Below are 17765 nucleotides of genomic sequence, written 5' to 3'. Positions count from 1 at the left end.
GCCGCGCTCACCGCCACCCCCGAGCTATCGATGCGTAGCACCCGTTCATCGGCGTAGCCAGCCGACGAACTTCTCGGTGTCCGCGATCAGGTCGCGCATGCTGCGGCCGATGGGTACGTGGGCTCCTGCGGTGGCGTCGCGTAAGGCGTCGACGACCCATTTGCCTTCCCTGGCGAGGTGTTTGTTCAGGTCGTCTACTCGGCCGCCGATACCCATGACCGCGAGCGCGACCATTGCGCGAGTTGTTTGTGCGCCTTCGATGTGGCGTTCGACGTCGCGGTGGTCCATGCCGTCGGCGAGCAGATTGCGCCTGGCTCTGGCCAGGCTGGCCGCTTCCACGGCGGAACGACAACAGGTGGCGACCAGTTCGTCGGCTATCGCCGGGGGCAGTTGGGGGGTGCGGACCAGGGAGCGGGCGTCGTCGAGGTAGCGGCGGATCGGGTCGCTCGAGACCCGTACTTCCACCACCGAGCGTTCGCGGCGCTGCACTTCGAGCACGCTGGCGTCGAGTTGCATGCGCCGCACCGCCTCGGCCAGCCGCTCGTCGTGGGTGAAAACGATCACCTGCCGCGTCCACGCCATCACCTCGAGCACCCTGGCCAATCCGTCCACCTTGGCCGGATCCATGGCCTGCACCGGGTCATCGATCATGACGAAGCGAAAGGGGCTGTCCTCCACCGTCGCTCGCGGCAGGAACAGCGAAAGCCCGAGGGCGTGCAACTCCCCCTGACTCATTACCCCGAGCGCGGCGCCGTCCACCTCGTCGACGGTGACATCGAGCAGCACCCGCCGCGCGGTCCCGGCGTTGCCCTGCAATCGAATCGCACCGAGTTCGACATTGCTCTGCTGACGCAGTGTGCGCCAGACCCAGCGCGCCGTGGTCTCCAGCGGCGCCATCCGCTCGCCGCGCAATCCGGCCGTCGCGGATTTGAGCCAATCCTCGGCGCGCTTGAGTGTGCGCAGTTCGCTGCCGTTCGCGACGACCGCGCGGGCCCCCTCCAGCCAGCCGCTGATGCGTGGCACCAGCGGCGCCCACACCTCGTCGAGGCGGTTCAGTTCCTTCCGAGTGCCCTGTTGCAGCAACTCGAGTTCGTCGACCAGGCGAGTGTGCGCACCGCGCAGTCGATCGGGCAGGTCAGGCGAGTAATCGGCGCCGGTCAGCGCCGCCCAGTCCGTCCAGGCGCGACGCACCGCGCTGGTGTCGACGGTGGGCGGATTGCGCGGATCGAAATCGAGTTCCGGGGGGATATGTTCCGGGAGTGCGCGGGCGTCGCGGACGGCCTGTCGCAGTGCAGCCCGCGCACTGGCGAGTGCATCGACTCGGGAAGTCAGCTCGGCAATCGAGGCGTCCGCACCGCGCAACCACGTCGCGTCCAATTCCCCACGCCCACAGACCGGACACACACATTCCCCGCTGGCACCGACATGATCACGCGCCCGCCGCAGCAATTCCAGCACCCGCAGATCGGCCTCGGCATCGGCGGTGGAATCGCGCGCGAGCACCGTGCGGCACTCTTCGAGGCGAGCGGCGATCGCTTCGACTTCGGCACCCGATGGCAAGACCAGCCGCACGATTGCCCGCAGCCCATCCGGCCCGACCGGATTCTCGGCCGTGCCCAGCACCTCGCGACCGATAGCCCTGAGATCGGGGCGGTCCGGGCGCAGTAGCGCCGCCATCCGCACCGCACGGTCGTCGGCCACCGTACCGAGCGCGGTAACCAGTTCGATGCGTGCCTGGCGCGAATCCCGTACGGCGCGTTCGAGTTCCAGTCGGCGGGTGCGGATCCGCTCCTGTGCCAGGGTCAACTCGTCGAGGCCGAGCAGCCGGTGCAGCGCGTCGAACAGATCGCTCGGTTTGCCGTCGACGAGTGCACCGAGTTCGCTGTAGGACAGGAAAGGGCGATACAACTCCAGCAGACCGGCCCAGCGGTTGCCGTCGAAATCCGTTGACGCGGTGCCGGATCGCTGTTCGGTCCAGTGTGCCTGGCCCAGATCTGCCTGCGGTGACCACTCTTTGGCAATGGTCAGCTCGGGATCGGCTCCGGTGGTGAGCAATTCGAGTTCGATGCGCGCCGAGTCGCCGTCGTGCAGATTCCGCCAGCCCTCGCGCCATGCCGCCGACCGGCCGTCCCAGCGACGATTACTACCGGTGAGCACCAGCTCGGCGGCCTCGGCGAAGCTCGACTTACCACTTCCGTTGCGGCCAACCACCAATGTGAGACCCGGCCCCGGCGGCAACCGCAGGGTCGCTTCGGGTCCGATACCGCGGAAGCCGCGCACCCGGATCGCACGCAGGAAGATGCCGGAGCCATCGAATTCGGTTGTCAGATCATCGGTCTCGCCGCCACCGAGGGCGCGGAGCACGGTGTGCGCGACGTCGGGGGTGACCGCAGGATCGGCCGCGAGCCGTCGGGATACCACTTCGGTCAGGCGCGGTACCGCCGCAGTATCGGTTTCGGGATCTGTACGCACGCGTAAACCCCCTAGACCACGAACCGCGGCACGTCCTCCAACCCCGCACGGGTATCACTGTTGAAAGCTGAACGAGACGCTACCCGATGGCGTCGAATTCGCCCACAGCGGCACCGTTTCGCGCGGTCGGAAGGGGAAAGCGAATCTGCCCGCGGGGATGGTATGGCCATCGAACAGGCTGGGCCCCGCTCGATGTCCACCCCTCGCCAACCCCGGCGGGCAGCTCGATGGTGTGTCACCCGATTTGGGTGGCTCGGTCGGAGCCGAACAGGACAGAATGCCAGAATCGGACAACCAGCGCAAGGTACTTTTCTTGCCGAATCCGTCGTCCCCGCAGCGTATTCCAGAAAAATAGCCGCTCACCACCTAACTTGTCGGTGGGCTGCGGTAGAAATTCGGCAACCGAGCAATGGGGGAAGACATGACATACAGTCGATCCGGGGCCGCCGGATGAACCAGGCGGGAGCCATACACATGACCGCGCCGTGGACCGAGGAACAGGTCAGCGCGCTCGCACCCGATGCGAGCTCGCTATCAGCCGCGCGCAAGCTCGCCGGGCGCTGGCGCGGCACCGGGCAGTCGGACACCGCGCTGTGGGGCCTGTGTCAGGGCAGCGGCGTCAAGCCGTATCAGACAGTTGTGGCGCTGGCGGGTCCGGCGTACAAGTGCTCGTGTCCGAGCCGCAAGTTCCCGTGCAAGCACGCATTGTCGCTCTTGCTCGCCTGGTCGGGCGGCGCGGTCGCCGAAGCACCGATCGCGGACTTCGCGGCGGAATGGATCGACGCCCGCGCGGTTCGCGCGGCCGAGCCCGCCACCGACTCGCGGGCCCGCACGGCCAATCCGGCGACCGCCGAACAGCGGCGGGTCCGGGTGACGGCGGGGCTGGAAGAACTCGATATCTGGCTCGGCGATCAGGTGCGCACCGGACTGGCCCAGACCGATCGCTCGTTTCGCGCCTTCGAGGCGATCGCGGCCCGAATGGTCGACGCGCAGGCCCCCGGCGTTGCCGCCACGCTGCGCCAGCTGCCGACCACCGTGGTGACCAGGGCGGACTGGCCAGAGGTCGTACTCGCCGAATACGCGAGGCTGCATCTGCTGATCGCCGCGCACCGCCGACTCGACGAATTGTCGCCGGAGCTGCGGGCCTGCGTCCGCACCCATATCGGCTATCCGACATCCGCCGAATCCGTGCGCACCGAACCCGCCATCCGGGATCAGTGGCAGGTACTCGGCATCCGGACCAGCGAGGAGGAGCGGCTCTACACGCGCCGAACATGGTTGTACGGCAGGCAGACTCGACGCTGGGCGCTGCTGCTCGAGCATTCCTTCGGCACGCCGAGCTTCTCGGCGGAGGTACCGCTGCCCGGCATGATGGCCGAAGCGGATCTGCACTATTACCCGGGTGGCGCGCCGCTGCGGGCGCTCTGGGGCGAACGGCACGGTGCGGCCGAACCGTTCACCACGCTGCCGGTTGCCGACGGGACGATCGCCACCGCATTGACCGAGCATGCCGAGGCGCTCGCGGGCGATCCGTGGCTGCGATCGCGACCGCTGCTGCTCACCGATGTCGTGCCGGTGTGTACCGAAAATGGCTGGTACACAGCCGAATCCGACGGTACCGCGCTGCCGGTCGCGGCTACCGAGTCGCCGTGGCGACTGCTCGCGGTGTCCGGTGGGCACCCGGTGACGCTGGCCGCCGAATGGGGCGTGGCCGGATTGGTGCCGATCTCGGTATTCACCGCGGGTGAGGTCGTCGATGTCGACAGCGCGGAGTTCGGCACGCGTGCGATGTCGAATGCGCCTGCCGCGCCGGTGTCGGAAGAGCTGACCTCGGTGGCGCTGCTCGGTACGGCCCGCAGGGCAGCGGATCCCGCACGGCTCGAGGCTCCGGTGGCCGCCGCGGCGACCCGGTTGCGCACCGATCCGGCATTTGTGCTTCTCGAATCTGCCGCGCTGCGTGGGGCTTTCGCGCGTGGTGGCGTATCCGTCAGTACGGCGACCAAGCCCGAACCCGCCGCGGATGACGCGCGACGGCTCCTGCCCCGTGCCGCGGCATCCCGACTCGCCCGCCTGTTGCGGGATCGGTCCCGCTTCCTGCCCGAATGGTTCGCGGCCGCAGCACCGTTCGACTATCGCGCCCCGGATGCTCTGTGCGCGCTTTTGCTCGCGCAGGCAAAGGCGAATACCGAACTGCGCGAACCGCTTTTGCGTCTGGCCGGTACCCGCGGCCGCTGGCTGTCCGACCAGCATCTGGACTGGCGTGACCTGGTGCGGCAAGGGCCTTCCGATGCGCCGACGGCGCAGAGCTGGCAGTTCGGCCAACCGCCCGAGCGCCGCGAATGGCTCGCCGAACTGCGCCGACGAGATGCCGAAGCCGCACGTGCGGCGCTGACCGCGGCGTGGCCGAAGGAATCCGGCCCGCTGAAGGCCGAACTCTTGGCCATACTCGCCGATGGGATTTCGGCCGATGACGAACCGCTGCTCGAGACCGCGTTGGACGATCGACGATCCGATGTCCGGCGAGTCGCGGCCGGACTGCTTCCGCTGCTATCGGATTCGGCATTCACGCAGCGCATGACTCGGCGAGCGAGCGCATGGGTCACGGTCGAACATCTGCTGCTGCATCCGAATCTGGTTGTCCGCATTCCGGAGGAGCTCGACGATGCCGACCGTAGGGACGGCATCAACGATCGCACGGTGGAGTTCACCTATCGCTGGGACGGCGCACCGGACCTGCGCGCGGGTCGGCTGCGGCAACTCGTGGCGGCGACACCGTTGACGCACTGGGAGTCCGAACTCGGCGCGCCCGATAAGGCCACCCGGGCCAGGATCAGTGACCGATTCCGGCAGCCGCTGTTCGACGGTTGGGTGGATGCCGCACTGGCACAACATGATTCAGCCTGGGCGCGGGCGCTGTTCGACGCCGGCGTGCCGACCGATCTGGCCATGCTTCGACGCCGCGAATTGTTCGCGCTGCTGCCACTCACCGATCGCACCCGGCATCTGCTGCAATTGGACGGCGCGTGGCTCTCGGAGCTCGAAGCGCTGCTGCCCGCCATGGGCCATCCGTGGCCGGAACCCCTTGCCCAACACCTGATGCTGTTGTTGTTCGAACGCGCACGTGCCGCGGCCAAACGCCCCGAAGCGCACGGCACAGGTCCGAGCGCGCATCGGTCGCTGTTGTCCGCGGCGGCCGTGCACCTGCCCGTGAGCGCGGCGCGGACCGCCACCGCGGTGGCGCGCCGATGCACCGATCCCAATTGGGAGCGAGCCTTCGATCAGCTCGCCCATGACCTCAACCACCGCTCGATGATGCTCGAGGAGTTGCAGTGACCACTACCGATTCGAAACCGGAGCTGTTGCGTCCGCACGCCGAACAGGCTTATGCCGAGGAACTGCGGGCACTGGCCGCGATCGATGATCGGCCACGGCCGCCGTCGTGGCAACTGTCGCCGTGGGCGGTCGTCACCTATCTGCTCGGTGGCACGCTCGACGACGGCACCGTGATCAGCCCCAAGTACGTCGGGCCGCGACGGCTGATGGAGGTGGCGGTCGCGACGCTGGCGACCGATCGGGCGCTGCTACTGCTCGGCGTGCCCGGAACCGCGAAAACCTGGGTATCGGAACATCTTTCGGCCGCGATCAGCGGTGCGTCGACCCTGCTCGTACAGGGCACCTCGGGTACCGCCGAAGAAGCGATCCGCTACGGCTGGAACTATGCGCGGCTGCTCGCGGAGGGGCCGAGCGAGGGTGCGCTGGTGCCGTCGCCGGTCATGACCGCGATGCGTCGCGGCGCCATCGCCCGGATCGAGGAACTCACCCGCATTCCGTCCGATGTGCAGGACGCGCTGATCACCGTGCTGTCCGAAAAGACCCTGCCGGTACCGGAACTCGGGATGGAGGTGCAGGCCGCCAAGGGCTTCAATGTCATTGCCACCGCCAATGACCGCGACCGCGGCGTCAACGATCTGTCCTCTGCTCTGCGTCGCCGCTTCAATACCGTTGTACTGCCGCTGCCCGCCAGTGAGGACGAGGAGGTCGCGATCGTGACCCGCCGCGTCGAACAACTCGGCTCCGCGCTCGAACTTCCGGCGGTTCCCGCCGCGGCCGAGGAAGTCCGCCGGGTCGTGCGCGTCTTCCGCGAGCTGCGTTCCGGCATGACCGCCGACGGCCGCACCAAACTCAAGACGCCCTCGGGCACCCTGTCCACCGCCGAAGCGATCTCGGTGATCACCAATGGCATCGCCCTGTCGGCACACTTCGGCGACGGCACCTTGCGCGCGTCCGATATCGCGGGCGCGGTCCTCGGCTCGGTCATCAAGGATCCGGTGGCCGACGCGGTCATCTGGACCGAGTATCTGGAAGCCGTTGTCCGCGAACGCCCCGAATGGTCCGACTTCTACCGCGCCTGCCGCGAGGTGCACGGATGAGGCGGCGCCGCCGACCGATCCGACCACACCGCATGTTCAACCGGGAGTGACACGGTGAGCAAGACAAACACGGCCGACGACCGTAGGGACGACCAGCAGAACGCCGCCCAGACCGGTCCGGTGACCCGCGTGTTCGGCATCCGGCACCACGGCCCGGGTTCGGCCAGATCTTTGCGCACCGCGCTCGAGCAGTTCCGCCCCGACGCGATCCTGATCGAGGGCCCGGCCGATGCCGACCCATTGGTCGGATACGTTGCGGCCGAGGGAATGTCACCCCCCGTCGCTCTGCTGGCCTATGTGCCGGACCAGCCCGCCAAGGCCGCATTCTGGCCGTACGCGGTGTTCTCCCCCGAATGGCAGGCGCTGCGACACGCGGCGGAACACGCAGTGCCGGTGAAGTTCTGCGACCTTCCCGCGACCACCGTCCTCGCCACCGAAGACGAACCGGGCGACCGCATCGACCCACTCGCCGAATTGGCCGCCGCGGCCGGCTACGACGATGCCGAACGCTGGTGGGACGCAGTGGTCGAATCCGTTGCCGACGCCGACGCTTTCGAAGCGATCACCGAGGCAATGGGGGCACTGCGAGAAGCCGCTGAACGAGGCATGTTCGCGATCGGACCTGCCACGGACACAATCGAAGACACTTCGCCCGGCCAACAGCCGCACGAGATACTCGGCATTCCGGCGGGTGGTGACCCGAGCCGCAAGACATTCGAGTCCGACGACCAACCGCGGCCCGCCGCACATGCTGAGTCGGCCGACTCGCCGACCGGTGACACTGTCGACGAGGCGATCGAGCTCGAAGACGTTGAGCGCCAACCCATCGGGATCGACGCGCACACCTTGCGGCGTGAGGCGTATATGCGGCAGACGATGCGGAAGGCGTTGAAGGAAGGGGCACAGCGGCTTGCGGTGGTGTGTGGGGCGTGGCATGCACCGGCGTTGGCGGGGAAGTTGGGGCCCGCGACGGCGGATACCAAGTTGCTCAAGGGCCTTCCCAAGGTGAAGGCAACCGTGACCTGGGTGCCGTGGACGCATTCCCGGCTGGCGACGACGTCCGGATACGGCGCCGGAATCACCTCGCCGGGCTGGTATCACCACCTGTTCACCGAGACCGAACAGCCGATCGCGCGCTGGCTGACCAGGGTGGCGGGGGTGTTGCGAGCGCACGATCTGCCGGTTTCCAGTGCGCACATCATCGAATCCGTCCGGCTCGCCGACACGCTCGCGGTGCTGCGGGCTCGGCCGCTGGCGGGGCTGTCGGAGGTCACCGAGGCGGTGCGGTCGGTGATGTGCGCGGGCGATGAGACGATGGTGCGGCTCGTCGCGTCCGAACTGGTGGTCGGCGAGGCACTCGGCGCCGTTCCCGATGGCACGCCGACCGTCCCGCTGGATGCCGATCTGCGTGCCCGGATCCGCACGCTGCGGCTGAAGCAGGAAGCCCTGTCCCGCAACCTCGATCTCGACCTGCGCAAGGAGCGCGAGGTCGAACGCTCCCGACTGCTGCACCGGCTGCGGGTACTCGGAATCGACTGGGGCACGCCGACAACCGGCGAGGTACGCAGCACCGGCACCTTCCGCGAATCCTGGACGCTGCGGTGGCGACCGGAATTCGCGGTTTCGATCATCGAGGCCTCCCGCTGGGGCACCACAATCCGCACCGCGGCGGAAGCCAAAATCCTCGACGCCGCGGGCCGCGAGGGCAGCACCGTCGGCGACCTCACCGCCGCACTCGAGGTCGCGCTGCTCGCCGATCTCGGCGACGCCACCAACGGTCTGATCAGCCGCCTGGAATCGGCCGCGGCACTCGACCACGACGTAACCCATCTGCTGGCCGCCCTCCCCGGCCTGACCCGCACGCTGCGCTACGGCGACGTCCGCGGCACCGATACCAAAGCCCTCGCCCACGTCGCGGACGGCCTGCTCGTGCGGATCTGCGCCGGTCTGCCCGGCGCGGTCACCGGCCTCGATACCGATGCCGCCGAACAACTCCGCACCCAACTCGATGCCGCGCACACCGCCATTCACACGCGCGACAACGACTGGGCGACCGGCGAATGGCTGGCCGCCCTGCACCGTCTCGCCGACCGTGACGATGTGCACGGTGCCCTGGTCGGTCGTGCCGTCCGACTGCTCGCCGATGCCGGGCGCATCGACGAATCCGATTCCGCGCGCAGGCTTTCCGCCGCACTCTCGATCGGCAATACCGCCGCCGCCAAGGCCGCCTGGATCGACGGCTTCCTCGGAGGTCGCGGCCTGCTGCTGGTCCACGACCGAGAGTTGTTGCGGCTCATCGACGATTGGCTCCGCGGTCTCGGCGACGATATGTTCGTCGAAATCCTGCCGCTGCTGCGCCGCACCTTCGGCGCATTCGAATCCGGAGAGCGCCGCGCCATCGGCCAGGCGGTGCGCGACGGTGGCTCCGGCACATCGGGTACCGGCGGGGACACGACCTTCGATGTGGAACGAGGGCTGGTCGCCATGCGTACGGTCGCGGACATCCTCGGAGTGCCGGTATGAGCCCGACGCGCTCCTTCCGCACCGCGCTCGGGCCCCTCGATCAACCCGAACGACGATGTGGTGGCATTCCGCCGTCACCTACCTCCCGGAGTGACCGGATGCATGCGATCGATGAAACCCAGTCCAGGCGTTGGCGTCTGGTGCTCGGCACCGCCGCCGAACAACCCCTCGGCGGCTTGGATTCCGCGGATGACGAGGCCATGGATCGAGCCTTGGGCGCGGTCTACAACACCGACGACCAGAATTCCGGTAAGCGCTCGGCCGGACTCGGCGGCTCCGCACCGAAGGTTGCCCGCTGGCTCGGCGATATCCGCACCTACTTCCCGTCCACCGTCGTCGAGGTCATGCAGCGCGATGCCGTCGATCGCCTCGATCTGACCCAGCTCCTGCTGGAACCTGAACTCCTCGAAGCGGTCGAACCGGACGTGCACCTGGTCGGAACCCTGCTGAGCCTGAATCGGGTGATGCCCGAAACCACCAAGGCGACAGCGCGAATGGTGGTCGAGAAGGTGGTCCGCGAAATCGAACAGCGCGTTGCCGCACACACCGTCGCGGCGGTATCCGGCGCATTGAACCGCGCCGCCCGCGTGACCCGACCTCGGCTGCGGGATATCGACTGGGACCGCACTATCCGCAAGAATCTCGCCAACTACCTTCCCGAACACCGGACCGTCGTGCCCGAACGTCTGGTCGGCTACGGCCGCAAGGCGCAGGCGGTGCGCCGGGATGTCGTGCTCGCCATCGATCAATCCGGTTCGATGGCCTCCAGCGTGGTCTACGCCTCGGTCTTCGGGGCGGTCCTGGCCTCGATGCGGTCGCTGAAAACGTCGCTGGTCGTTTTCGATACCGAAGTCGTCGACCTGACCGAACAACTCACCGATCCGGTCGAGGTCCTCTTCGGCACCCAACTCGGCGGCGGCACGGACATCAGTCGCGCCATCGCCTATTCCCAATCGCTCATCACCCGCCCCGCAGATACTCTGTTCGTCCTCATATCCGACCTCTATGAGGGCGGCATCCGCGAAGAGATGCTGCGCCGCGTGAATGCCATGCGGGACTCCGGCGTTCAGGTGGTCGTCCTGCTCGCCCTCTCCGACGACGGCGCTCCCGCCTTCGACCACGACAACGCGGCCGCTCTCGCCGCCCTCGGCATACCGGCCTTCGCTTGCACCCCCGACAAGTTCCCCGACCTGCTCGCCCTAGCCCTCGACCGGGGCGATATCCAAGCCTGGGCCAACCGAAATGCCGGAACCAGTTGAGTCAGCGCGTCGGCACCGGCTGCGGACCCACCGGCCCCATCGCACCCCACGCCGTCGCCGCCGCGGGCACCACCAGCGGATGCAGCAGCGCTGACAATCCGAGCAGCACCACCGCGACGATCGCGTCGAGCCAGTAGTGATTGCCGGTCCCGACCACGACCACCGTGGTGAGCACCGGATGTGCCAGCGCCAGCCACCGCCAGGAACTCCGGGTCGCCGCGACCACGGCGAAGGCCAGCAGCAGGGCCCACCCCACATGCAAGGAGGGCATGGCCGCGAACTGGTTCGACAGCCCGCCGGAATCCGGTGAGCCATAGACCGATTGGCCGTGTATGGCGGCGAGGTCGACAAAGCCGTACTCGGGCAGCATGCGCGGCGGCGCGAGTGGCATCAACACATGCACCACGAGCGCGGCTCCGGTCAGTGCCACCATCAGATTTCGGGTCCACCGGTAGTGCTCCGGCCGGAAAACCCACAGCCACAACAGCACCCCGACCGCCACCGTGAAATGTGCGGTGGCGTAATAGAAGTTGGCCGGTACCGCGAGAAAATCCCGATGCAGGAATATCGCCTGTACCGTGGTCTCCTCCGGCAGCCCGAGCTTGTCCTCGAGCCCGAGCATCTCTCGCGCATTGCCGAGTGCGTGCACGGTGTCGTCGGCGGTGAACATCCGCCCGACCCGATAGGCCAGATAGAGCACGGTGATCAATGCGAGTTGCCTGACCGCCTCGCCGCCACGGCCGTGCACCGCCGCCCTCATCTTCTCGGCGATGCCGCCGACCGCGGGCGAAAAACCCACGTTCGGACCACCGAGACCCACTGCCACCATTGCCAGCGGCCTCCTTATCCATCCAACCCCACATGTTAAACGGAGTAGCAACCTCCGTTTACCGTAGCATCACTCGTTAGCCAGACTCAGCACACTGTGACCGGACAGACACAAGCGATCGACCGGGAATCGGGCCGCCGTCGTCCGCGCCGCACCGGCGGACTCAACCGCCGCGGGACAATCGGGCGGATCTTCGAATTCGGCTGTGATGCCGCGGCACTCACCCGCGGCAATCCGAGCGGCTGGCCAGCGCAGGCACCATGGCCGCCATAAATCCCGGTTCGTCCCGAGGCGCGGTCTCCGAGCCGCGCTCGATCTGGCTCACACCGAACCAACCCGGCACGGCGAGACCGCGACGACCATCACCGCCGCCATCGAGCCGGCTGCCACGGGGCGGCCGACCCGCACCGCCGGATATGGAGGGCTTCGGCCTCCGCCGGATCGGCCCGCATGCCTTGGCTATCAGGGCATGCGGCGCACCTACGGCCGGAAAGGTCTGTGGCATACGGGAACACATCTTCCGCAACCGAATCTTGTCAGCGATCAATCACTCCGGCCACAGCGGAGCTGCCTGCGGCACATCCTCGGAGCTCCCTACGGCCGCCGTGCCGTCGCGGACGAGTGACGCACCATGCTCGATGCCGGTCCGCTCATCGAGCGGACCTCTGCGTCGAATGCGGGCCCACCCCGCCGAGCGACGCCTACGGTGCGCCGACGGCGGAGTGGTATGCCCGTTATCTTCGCTGGGTAGACCTACAGGTCAGCGATGGCGGCCAGCGGTGGGGTGCGGGCGGCACGAATTCCCGGCCACAGCGCGGCGAGAACACCGACCACGGCCGAACTGATGAGCACCAGCACGAGTTGATTCCACGGGATGGCGATCTCATCTATGCCCAGGTCACGCAGGGTTCGCAGGAAGCCGACACCGAGACCGAGGCCGAGCAGCATCCCGACGATCGCGCCGAATACCGCTATCAGCATGGATTCCAGATAGATGGTTCGGCGAACCTGAGCCCGGTGCATGCCGACCGCGCGCAACATGCCGATCTCGCGACGCCGCTCCACCACCGACAGCGCCAGGGTATTGACGATGCCGAGAATCGCGATCACCACCGCCAACGCGAGCAGTCCGTACAGGATGGCGAGCAGCGTATTGATCTGCTTGCCCTGGGCGCCCTTGAACTCCTCCCGATCCTGCACCTGGACCACGACGAACTGCTCGGTCGCATTCTCCAGCTCGGTGCGCATCTGAGCCAGATCGGCACCGGGCTGGGCCTTGACGAACATGAACAGGTTGGTCCGGAAGTTGACCGGCATCACCTCGTCGTACATGACCGGCGACACCACCAGCGGTCCGAGCAGCGGCGTCTTCTTGTAGATGCCGACCACCTGGACCGGAATCTTCTTGAACCCCAGGCTCGTCACGCTGACCTGATCGCCGACCTTCCAGCCGCGCTTGTCGGCCTCGTCCTGCGACACCATGACATCGTGATCGCCCAGCGTGTTGGTGCCCTTGATCATGTCGTAGTTGATGACACGGTCGGGCGAGCCGTCGAATTCGGTGCCGGCCAGCTGCTCATCGCCGACCTTGAACGTGACACCGCGCAGGCCGATCACATCGGCCACCCCGGGCACCGATTTGTGCACGGCGTCACCCGCACCGAGCGGCACCCCGATCATCTGCGGTCCGGCCAGCACATAGTCGGCCTTCACGCCCTTGTCGACGAGCACGCTCACGCTGGCCTTCGCCGACGCGCCGAGCATGCCGATCGCGGTCACCAGCATCAAACCGAGGGTGAGCGCGAAAGCCGTCGCGGCAGTGCGCCGTGGGTTGCGCGCGGCATTATTGCGCGACATCCGGCCGATCGGGCCGAACGGCCGCAGCAGCACCCCGAGACCGCCAACCACCGGCCGCGACAATGCGGGCGCGGCGAGCAGTACCGCGAAGATCAGGCCGAGCGCGCCGATCCCGACCGTCAGTGCGGCATGGCCGCCGGTCTTCTGCGCACCGAGCACCACTAGCACCACACCGGCGACGGCCAGCGCACTGCCGAAACCGGTCCGCAGCCGCAGCGATTCACCGGCCGAGGCGAACTCCTCGCGCATGGCCTCCACCGGCGGAATCTTGGCGGCGCGACGCGCGGGGGCATAGGCGCTGACCACCGTCACCAGCAGCCCGACGAGCAGTCCGACGATCACGGTGCGCGGCAGCACCGTCAACGATCCGGTCGGCAGGCCGAGATCGAACGCATTGAGCAGGGCCGAAAGCCCGAAGGCCAGACCGATACCGCCCACCAAACCGATTGCGCTGCCGACCAATCCGATGACCAGTGCCTCCGCCACCACGGATCGGCCGACCTGTTGTCGACTCGCACCTACCGCACGCAGCAGCGCCAGCTCGCGCAACCGCTGGGCCACGATCATCGAGAAGGTGTTGTAGATGATGAAGGTGCCGACGATCAGTGCGATCGCACCGAAGGCGAGCAGGAAGTAATTGATGAAGTTGAGCGCGTTGGAAACTTCCTTCTTCAGATCGGCGCGCACCTGATCGCCGTTCTGCACCTTGTAATCCACCAGCACGTTCGCGATCTTGTCGCGCAGGTCGTCACCCGGTATACCGACGGCCGCGATATCGATATAGGCGACATGCGAGCCGTCGGTGAACAGCTGGCGGGCCTGCGCGTCGTCGAAGAGCACGCCGATGAAACCGCCGGTGTCCGAAGGGACTTCGTAGATTCCGGTGAGTGTGACGTCGATCGGGTTGCCGTGCGAGGGAACCAGCACCTTGGTCTTGTCACCGACATGCAGACCCGCGCGTTCGGCGCCGCCGGTATTGAGTGCGATTTCGCCCTCGTGCGCGGGCGGGACGCCCTGCACGAACTTATCCGGTTCGGCGACCGCTTTATCCGGCGGAATGTAGGACTGGCCGAAAGTCGGTGCGCCACCGGTCTGTACGGCCTTCTTACCGTCCGGATACAGCAGCACCAGCGGTCCGTTGACGCTCGGCGCGACCGCCCGCACCCCGTCCATCTTCGAGATCTGGTCGACCACGCTGAGCGGAATGCCCTGTGCCTGTTGCTTTTGCGGACTCACCCGCACGTCGACGCCCTTGGCCTGATTGGCGAAGATCCCGTCGAAGGTCCGCTGGAGGGTATCGGTGAAGACGAATGAGCCCGCGATGAATGCGGTTCCGAGCACCACCGACAGCAGGGTCAGTGCCAGTCGCACCTTGTGCGCGGCGAGATTGCGCAAGACCACCTTGCGCATCGGTTTGCCGCTCACGACTGCGCCTCGCTGACGCTCGGCTCCGTCGTGCGCGAAGGCGCGCTGTGTCTTTGGTTCACTCGCTGACGCTCGCTCACGACTGCGCCTCGCTGACGCTCGGCTCCGTCGTGCGCGAAGGCGCGCTGTGTCTTTGGTTCACTCGCTGACGCTCGCTCACTAAACCTGCTCCAGCGACTTCATCTTGTCGAGCACCGATTCGGCGGTGGGATCGCGCAACTCGTCGACAATGCGACCGTCCGCGAGGAACACCACCCGGTCGGCATATCCCGCCGCGTGCGGCTCATGGGTGACGATGACGACCGTCTGCCCGAATTCGTCCACCGCCGCGCGCAGGATCGAGAGCACTTCCTCCGAGGCGCGCGAATCGAGATTGCCGGTCGGCTCGTCACCGAAGATGATCTCCGGCTTGCCGGCCAGCGCCCGCGCGCACGCCACCCGCTGCTGCTGCCCGCCGGACAGTTCGCTCGGCCGGTGGGTGAGTCGATCGGTGAGCCCGAGCCGCTTGATTACCGTATCCAGCCAGTCCTGGTCGGGCTTGCGGCCCGCGATATCCAGCGGCAAGGTGATGTTCTCCTGCGCGGTCAGCGTCGGCACCAGGTTGAATGCCTGGAAGACGAAGCCGATGCGGTCGCGCCGCAGCCGGGTCATCTGCTTATCGGAGAGCCCGGCAAGATCGGTATCGCCGATCCGCACGGTTCCGGTGCTGGCACTGTCCAGGCCGGCCAGGCAGTGCATCAGGGTCGATTTGCCCGATCCGGAGGGCCCCATGATCGCGGTGAACTCCCCCTTCACGAATTCGGCTGAAACCCCGTCCAGTGCCCTGACCTGCGTATCTCCGTGGCCGTAGACCTTCACCAGGTCGATGGCGCGTGCCGCGACAGTGGCGGCAGCCGATTTCTCGAGGTCGGCACCTAGGGCTTGCGAAGTCATGCAACCCAGTCTGTCGGGTATCGCGCGCCCGCGCCATCAGGGACCTCCCCCAAGTCTCGAGGTCTCAATGAACCCTTAGAACTACGCCGACCGGCCCAGACCGAAGACCGTCGGATCCTGTGCGAGGTCGCGGAAGTAGCGCGCGGCGTCCGGCACCAAACGCCGTTCGGTGAGATCGAGCAGACCACCGACGCCGACGATCTCGGCGGAGACCGTGCCATCCGCCTTGCGGATCTCCTGGATGGTCCGGTGGGTTTTGCCATCCCAGGCGAAATCGCAAGTGACAGTGACCTCGTCGCCCACGAAGAGTTCCTGTTTGAATTCGAGCGTCACCTGCAGCGAGATCGGCCCGACCCCGGCGTCCTGCAACTTCTCCTGGGATAGACCGCCCTCCCGCAGGCAGGCCCAGCGCGCCCGTTCCGCATATTGCAGATAGACGGCCTGGTTCATATGTCCATTGCCATCGATGTCCTCGGGCGACACGGTGATCGAGAGCGCGAATCCCATTGGCTCACGGTAGCGGCGGGGTACGACAGGTATCCGCCGCTACCGCCCTGGCCCTCACGCCTTGATGAAGTCGAGGATGTCGGCATTGAGCTGCGCGGCGTGCGAGATCATGATGCCGTGGCCGGTGGCCGGGTATTCCTTGTAGGTATTGCTCGGGATCAGGTCCTTGATCACGCGCCCGCAGAGGTCGATCGGCGCCGAGGCGTCGGCGTCACCGTGGATGACGAGCGTGGGCAGTGTGATTGCGCGCAACTCGTCGCGGAAGTCGGCGTTGTAGATCGTATTCATGATCTCGTCCGCCGCGAGAAGTGAGCAGTCCATGCACTTCTGGACCATCCACGCGATCCGCGCCGAGGACACCTGGTTGCCCAGGTGCGTCGCGAAGAATGCCTGGGCGTTCTGCTCCATCCAGAGCGGTCGGTCCGCGGCGCGGGCCGCGCCCACCGCATCGAAGACGGCCTTCGGCACACCGTTCGGATTGTCCTCGGCCTGTGCGAAATACGGCATCGTCACCGAGACCAGCGCGACCCGACTGATCCGATCGCTGCCGTACCGGGTCAGGTACCGGACGATCTCACCGCCGGCCATCGAATGCGCAACCACCGTGACCTCGCGCAGATCGAGATGTTCCAGGAATGCGGCCAGATCCGCGGCCAGCGTGTCGTAGTCGTAGCCGTGCCCGACCCAATCCGACTTGCCGTGCCCACGCCGATCGTAGGACAGGCACCGCAACCCCTGCTTGGACAGCGGCAGCATCTGCAGCTCCCACGAAGTGCTGCTCAACCAGCCACCGGCCAGGAACAGCACCGGCTGCCCCGAACCCCAGTCCTGGTAGTGCAGCGTGGTGCCGTCGTGCGAGTCGAAGTAGGGCATCGGTTTCTCCAATCATCTGGTGCCCCACCATCATTGTGGGTCCCGATAATGAAGTCGATTACCTCTCGGGTAAGTGCGCTACTTCAGAATCAGCAGCGCCGACTTCTCGATGCGGTCGGCTATTTCGGAGTAGGAGGCGTAGCCCATGCCCGCGCGGACGAGTGCGCCCGCGTAGACGAGTTCGAGGGATTCGACTACGTCCTGGTCGGCGTCGGGGCCAAGGGCGCGGACCAGTCGTTTGCGGATTTCCATGCCGATCCGCGCACGGAGGTGGGCGACGTCGGGATCGCGGCCGAGCAGGGCGCTGGTGACCGCGCCCGAGAGTTCTTGTTCGTCGGCGACGAGCATGGCGATATTGCGGAGTTCGGCGACGACCCGGACGGTGGGGTCCGGGTCATCGCTGACCGGAGCCGAACTGGCGAACAGGCGACGCCAGAAGATCTCGGCGACGAGATGTTCCTTCGAGGAGAAGTAGGTATACGCCGTGGCGGTGCCGACGCCGGCCGCCGCGGCGACCATGCGGATGGTCATCCCCGCGAAGCCTTCGCGCGCAAGCACTTCCACTGCGGCCTTGGTCAGCTTGTCGACGGTGTCGGCCTGCTTCTCGGTGAGGCGACGCCGGGTCGCCTCCAGGATGATGGACTCGCCTTCGGACAT

11 protein-coding genes are annotated in these 17765 nt (G+C 67.0%); 4 read left to right on the top strand and 7 right to left on the bottom strand.

From position 1 onward, the window contains the following. Positions 1-45: 45 nt before the first annotated feature. Positions 46-2472 (bottom strand): AAA family ATPase, encoded by a 2427-nt coding sequence (locus ACQPYR_RS08225; RefSeq protein ID WP_433629537.1) that lies wholly within the window; start codon positions 2470-2472, stop codon positions 46-48. 474 nt (positions 2473-2946) lie between these two features. Here ACQPYR_RS08225 and ACQPYR_RS08220 point away from each other — a divergent pair, with 474 nt between their 5' ends. The 4 genes from ACQPYR_RS08220 (at position 2947) to ACQPYR_RS08205 (ending at position 10684) form a co-directional block, all read left to right on the top strand. Beyond that, entirely contained in the window at positions 2947-5805 is a 2859-nt protein-coding gene (locus ACQPYR_RS08220; RefSeq protein WP_433629535.1) for a DUF5691 domain-containing protein, read from the top strand. Then, positions 5802-6902, top strand: coding sequence for an ATP-binding protein (locus ACQPYR_RS08215; protein ID WP_433629532.1), 1101 nt, complete (start codon positions 5802-5804; stop codon positions 6900-6902). Before ACQPYR_RS08220 ends, ACQPYR_RS08215 begins: the two co-directional genes overlap by 4 nt. 120 nt (positions 6903-7022) lie before the next feature. Further along, on the top strand, positions 7023-9425 hold the full coding sequence (locus ACQPYR_RS08210) for a DUF5682 family protein (protein ID WP_433635057.1): 2403 nt from the start codon (positions 7023-7025) through the stop codon (positions 9423-9425). Positions 9426-9523: 98 nt separating this feature from the next. Next, entirely contained in the window at positions 9524-10684 is a 1161-nt protein-coding gene (locus tag ACQPYR_RS08205) for a VWA domain-containing protein (RefSeq protein WP_433629530.1), read from the top strand. A gap of 1 nt (position 10685) precedes the next feature. Here the strand turns inward: ACQPYR_RS08205 and ACQPYR_RS08200 are convergent, their stop codons facing one another. From ACQPYR_RS08200 to ACQPYR_RS08175, 6 genes are all read right to left on the bottom strand, one after another. Then, the gene (locus ACQPYR_RS08200) at positions 10686-11513 is read right to left on the bottom strand and encodes a phosphatase PAP2 family protein (protein WP_433629527.1); all 828 of its coding nucleotides are present in this window, start codon (positions 11511-11513) and stop codon (positions 10686-10688) included. 753 nt (positions 11514-12266) lie between these two features. Next, entirely contained in the window at positions 12267-14780 is a 2514-nt protein-coding gene (locus ACQPYR_RS08195) for an ABC transporter permease (RefSeq protein WP_433635056.1), read from the bottom strand. Between the two features lie 174 nt (positions 14781-14954). Further along, complete coding sequence (locus ACQPYR_RS08190) at positions 14955-15728, bottom strand: ABC transporter ATP-binding protein (protein ID WP_433629524.1); 774 nt, start codon at positions 15726-15728, stop codon at positions 14955-14957. Positions 15729-15809: 81 nt separating this feature from the next. Then, complete coding sequence (locus ACQPYR_RS08185; RefSeq protein WP_387296911.1) at positions 15810-16235, bottom strand: acyl-CoA thioesterase; 426 nt, start codon at positions 16233-16235, stop codon at positions 15810-15812. A gap of 54 nt (positions 16236-16289) precedes the next feature. Beyond that, the gene (locus ACQPYR_RS08180) at positions 16290-17108 is read right to left on the bottom strand and encodes an alpha/beta fold hydrolase (protein WP_433629521.1); all 819 of its coding nucleotides are present in this window, start codon (positions 17106-17108) and stop codon (positions 16290-16292) included. A 78-nt stretch (positions 17109-17186) separates the two neighbouring features. Further along, positions 17187-17765: a TetR/AcrR family transcriptional regulator gene (locus tag ACQPYR_RS08175; RefSeq protein WP_040694975.1), complete on the bottom strand. Its 579-nt coding sequence runs from the start codon at positions 17763-17765 to the stop codon at positions 17187-17189.

Source organism: Nocardia sp. CA-120079 (assembly GCF_050955745.1).
Classification (GTDB): domain Bacteria; phylum Actinomycetota; class Actinomycetes; order Mycobacteriales; family Mycobacteriaceae; genus Nocardia.
This window is presented reverse-complemented; position numbering and strand designations above follow the sequence as displayed.

Coding starts and splice junctions, on each gene's coding strand:
- ACQPYR_RS08190 (WP_433629524.1), bottom strand. CDS start 15,728: ATGACTTCGCAAGCCCTAGGTGCCGACCTCGAGAAATCGGCTGCCGCC.
- ACQPYR_RS08200 (WP_433629527.1), bottom strand. CDS start 11,513: ATGGTGGCAGTGGGTCTCGGTGGTCCGAACGTGGGTTTTTCGCCCGCG.
- ACQPYR_RS08185 (WP_387296911.1), bottom strand. CDS start 16,235: ATGGGATTCGCGCTCTCGATCACCGTGTCGCCCGAGGACATCGATGGC.
- ACQPYR_RS08205 (WP_433629530.1), top strand. CDS start 9,524: ATGCATGCGATCGATGAAACCCAGTCCAGGCGTTGGCGTCTGGTGCTC.
- ACQPYR_RS08220 (WP_433629535.1), top strand. CDS start 2,947: ATGACCGCGCCGTGGACCGAGGAACAGGTCAGCGCGCTCGCACCCGAT.
- ACQPYR_RS08175 (WP_040694975.1), bottom strand. CDS start 17,765: ATGTCCGAAGGCGAGTCCATCATCCTGGAGGCGACCCGGCGTCGCCTC.
- ACQPYR_RS08195 (WP_433635056.1), bottom strand. CDS start 14,780: ATGCGCAAGGTGGTCTTGCGCAATCTCGCCGCGCACAAGGTGCGACTG.
- ACQPYR_RS08180 (WP_433629521.1), bottom strand. CDS start 17,108: ATGCCCTACTTCGACTCGCACGACGGCACCACGCTGCACTACCAGGAC.